This window comes from Frankia sp. Mgl5, from assembly GCF_023242985.1.
In the GTDB taxonomy this organism is placed as follows: Bacteria; Actinomycetota; Actinomycetes; order Frankiales; family Frankiaceae; genus Parafrankia; species Parafrankia soli.
The window spans coordinates 1-4355 of the sequence record NZ_JALKFY010000648.1 but is presented as its reverse complement, the minus strand read 5'-3'; the positions used below and the strand labels follow the sequence as shown (position 1 = coordinate 4355).

Sequence of the window (4355 nt, the reverse complement as noted above, 5' to 3'; positions counted from 1 at the left end):
GGCGCCGACCACGGTGATGGCTCCGGTGCTGCCGGTGGCCGCCGCGGGGCGGATCGCGGCGCCCCGCTGGTCCCCACTCTCATGGCGCTCCTTCTGGCCCGTCTCACCGCGAGTCGGACGGCGCGGCGCGGGGTCCGCTTCTTCGACGACCAGGGCGGCCGGCTGGTGGCCATCGTCGCGCTGGATCTCGTCGGCGCCGTGTCCGTGGCCGTCACGCCGTTCGTGCTGCGCGCGGTCGTCGACGACGGGCTGATCGACCAGTCCGCCACCCAGGACAGAACCGCGCTGGTCGGCCAGGTCGCGCTGCTCCTGGCCGCCTTCCTTCTCCAGGCGTTGCTGGGCGCCGTCTCGACCCTCGTCGGTTCGGGTGTCGGTGAACGGGTGCACATGCGCGCGACCGTCGCGATCCACGACCAGTTGCTCCGGCTGCCGTTCTCGTTCTTCCCCGGCCAGCGGCACGGCGACGTCCTGACCCTGTTCGGCGGGGACATCGCCGAGGTCCGCAGCGCGGTGTCGCTCTCCGTCCCGCGCGCGATCAGCGCCGGGGTCACCGCGGTGGTGGGCGTGGTGAGCATCGTCCTGCTGGACTGGCGGCTCGCGCTGGTCGCCGTGCTCCTGTCTCCGCTGGTCTTCGGCCTGATGACGCTGGGCCGGCGCCGCGGACGCGAGCTGGCCAGGGAGCACATCAAGCTGCGCTCGGCGCACTTCGCCCTGATCACCGACACGACGAGCGTGTCGGGAGCCCTGCACGTACGGCTGTTCGGGCGCAGCATGTACGAGTCCGGCCGGCTGGCCACGATCGCCGACCAGACCCGCCGGATCTCCCTGAAACGGATCAGGGTGTCCGCGCTGGCGCAGCTCATGTCGTCGGCTGGTGCGGCGCTCGCCATCGTCGCCGTGATGAGCGTCGGCATCTGGCTCGTCAGCACCCAGCGCGCGACCGTCGGAACGCTGGTCGCGTTCGCGAGCGCGCTGCTGTTCGCCTACCGCCCGGTCACCGGCCTGGCCGAGAGCCGGGCCGACCTGATCGAGGCCGGTGTCGCCTTCGACCGGATCTTCGGGCTGCTCGACCTGGTGCCCGACCCGCGGGATCTCCCCACCACCACCGCCGGGCCGGCGGGCCGGCCGGCCCCGGGCAGGTCCGCGGCAGACGCGGCGGCCGGGGCGGCCGGGGCGGCCGGGGCGGCCGGGGCGGCCGAGTCGAGCACCGGGCTGGTCGGGGTTCCGGCTCCCCGTGGGGCCACCGGGCCGGGCGCGGGCGCGCCGGCCGCGGGGAGCGGCACGGCACCGGCCGAGGCGAGCGCGCCCACCGTCCGCGCGCCCGAGATCGTGGTGGACGGAGTGTGGTTCCGCTATGCCGGCGGCCGGCAGAACGCCTGGTCCGCCGCCGGCCGGGACGTGCGCCGCCGGTGGTGGTACGTCGCGGACGATGAGGAGGACGAGGACCAGGAACCCGATCAGGCGGCCTCGGGTGAGGCCGCCCAGGCCGGGGAGGCCGGCCCCGCGGGCCGCTGGGCCCTGCGCGATGTCCGGCTCACCGCCGGGGCCGGCGAGAAGACGGCGATCGTCGGAGCGAGCGGCGCGGGCAAGACGACGCTCGGCTACCTCCTGTCCGGGGTGCACCGCCCCGACCGCGGCCGCCTCCTGCGCGACGACACGGACTTCGCCGACCTCACCTGGAGCGCATTGCGGGCGACGATCGGAGTCGTCCCGCAGGACCCGCACCTGTTCAACGACACGATCGCCGCGAACGTCCGCTACGGACAGCTCGACGCCACCGACGAGGCGATCACCGCGGCGGTGGTCGACTCGGGCCTAGGCCCGATGCTGGAGCGGCTACCCAAGGGCATCCGGACGAAGGTCGGTGCCCGGGGCTACCAGCTCTCGGGCGGGGAGCGCCAGCGCCTCGCGCTCGCCCGGGTCCTGATCTCCGACCCGCCGGTACTCATCCTGGACGAGGCGACCTCCCAGCTTGACGCGGCGACCGAGCACACCGTCCAGGAGGCGCTGGCCCGCCTCGGGGCGGGGCGGACCCGCATAGTCATCGCGCACCGGCTGTCCACGATCGTCGACGCCGACCGCATCTACGTGATGGGCGACGGCTCCGTGGTCGAGCACGGCACCCATGCCGAGCTGATCCAGGCCGACGGCGCCTACGCGCGTCTGTACCACCGCCAGCTCCGGAAGGAGGTCACCACAGCAGGTTGAGCTGGCGGCCTCCGACCACCGGGTCACCGAGACCGGCATCGGTGTCGGTGTCGGTGTCGTCGGTGTCATCGATGTCGGTGTGGGCGTGGGCGGTGTGGGCCTCGGCTTCGGTGCGACTGGTCGCCCTCGGGGCATCGCCGGCCTCGGGTGTCGCCGGGCCACCGCGCACCGGCATCCGATGCAGGACGCCCGGGAGCTCCCCGGTGTGCACCACGGTGAGCACGCGGGTGGCCCGGGTCAGCGCCACGTAGAGATCCGCCAGGCCCCGGGTCGGGCCGGCCAGGATCTCGGCCGGTTCGACGAGGACCACCGCGTCGAACTCGAGGCCCTTGGACTCCGCGACGGTGAGGACGGCGACGGGCGCGTCCAGCAGCAGGTCCGCCTCCGCCGGCTCCCGGATCCCGGTCGGGCGGTCGTCCGGGTCGTCGGGCTGCCTCGGCAGCGCGAGCTGGGGCACGGCAGCGCGCAGAGCGGCCCGGATCGCCGCGGTCCGCCCCGGCGGGCAGATCACGGCGACCCGCCCCCCGGCCGCCTCCCCCGCGGCCCGCACGGACTCGTCGACCACGCCCCGCAGGAGCGCCTCGTCGGCGGACGGTATCCGGACGGCGTCCGGGCGCCGGCCGACGGAGCGGACCGACAGGGGCGGCGCGGCCGTGGGATCGGCCGCCGTCAGCACGTCGGCCGCGACGTCCATGATCTCGCTGGGGGTCCGGTAGTTCACGGTGAGCCGCTCGACGGTGTAGTGGGCGCCGACAGCCGGACCCAGCAGTTCGCCCCAGCTCTCCGGCGGCCGCGGGCGGGCCGCCTGGGCGAGATCCCCGACGAGCGTCGCGGTGCGCCCCGGGCAGCGCCGCCAAAGCAGGCGCCACAGCATCGGCGAGACCTCCTGGGCCTCGTCGACGATGAGGTGGCCGAACGTCCAGGTCCGGTCCCCGGTCGCGTACTCGGCGGCGCCGCGGCGCTGGCGGGGTGCGGTCCAGCGCTCGGCGACCGTGTCGGCGTCGAGCCGGTCGTCGAGGCCGAGCATCTCCAGCACGCCGCGGGCGTACTCCCGCTCGGCCGCGCGCTCGGCGGCGGCGCGGCGCGCCTCGTCGAGGCGGGCGGACTCCTCCGGGTCACCGAGCAGCTCCGCGGCCTCGTCCAGCAGTGCGACATCCGCCGGAGTCCAGCGGATCCGGCCGGTTTCGGCGGGGCGGTTTTCGCCGGAGCGCCGCGCCGGCGCGTCCGCCGGGCCCTCGCGCCGCAGCAGGGCGCGTTCCTCGGCGGTGAGCCGGGTACCGGCGGCCCGGGCGAGGAGCTCCGGCGAGGCGTACAGGTCGGCCAGCAGGCGGGCCGGGGTGAGCAGCGGCCACAGGTCGTTCAGGGCCCGCCGCACGCCGGGGTCCGCCCACAGATCTGAAGTGATCTCCGAGCGCTCCCCGGGCTCGAAGAGGCCACCGGGCAACCGGGAGACCACCTGGTTCGTCAACGCGCCGAGCAGCTCGCGGATGAACACGCGGCGCGCGGAGTTGTGCGGGCGGCGGCTGCGGCGGGCCCGGGTCCTGGCCCGGACGATGGTGTCGCGGTCCAGGTGCAGCTCGTGCTCGTCGTGGCGGATCCGCACCCCTCGGCCGGGTGCCCGCTGGCGGTCCCGGACCGCGCCGGCGATGACGTCGGCCATCCGTGCGTCGCCCTTGAGGGACGCGGCGGCGACCGGGTCCTCGCCGGTCGCGTCCACGCCGGGGAAGAGCCGTCCCGGGGTCGCGAACACCACTCCGGTCTCGCCGAGGGAGGGCAGGACCTGCTCGATGTAGCGGAGGAAGACGGGACTGGGGCCGACCACGAGCACCCCGGACCGGACGAGCCGGTCGCGATCGGTGTAGAGGAGATATGCGGCACGGTGCAGCGCGACGGCGGTCTTGCCGGTGCCCGGCCCACCGTCGACCACCAGCACCGCGTTCGCCGCCGCCCGGATGATCCTGTCCTGTTCGGCCTGCAGCGTCGAGACGATGTCGTGCATCCGGCCCGTGCGCGGGGCGGACAGCGCCTCGAGGAGCATCGTGTCCCCGGTCGCACCGAACCCGGCCTCGGCGCCCGCGCCGGCTTCGGGGGCCGCGTCGCCCGCGGCGGCCCCCCCAGCCCCCCCCGCGGCGCCGGCCGGCGCGGGG

The 4355-nt window shown here is 75.5% G+C and carries 2 protein-coding genes; one reads left to right on the top strand and one right to left on the bottom strand.

Going from position 1 to position 4355, the window contains the following annotated elements; translation table 11 throughout:
- A partial coding sequence (locus tag MXD62_RS21035) for an ABC transporter ATP-binding protein (protein ID WP_248831213.1) occupies positions 1 to 2208 on the top strand: 2208 nt, incomplete at its 5' end.
- Here MXD62_RS21035 and MXD62_RS21030 read toward each other — a convergent pair.
- The coding region (locus MXD62_RS21030) for an ATP-binding domain-containing protein (RefSeq protein WP_248831212.1) at positions 2192 to 4355 on the bottom strand (2164 nt) is incomplete at its 5' end. The genes MXD62_RS21035 and MXD62_RS21030 overlap by 17 nt on opposite strands.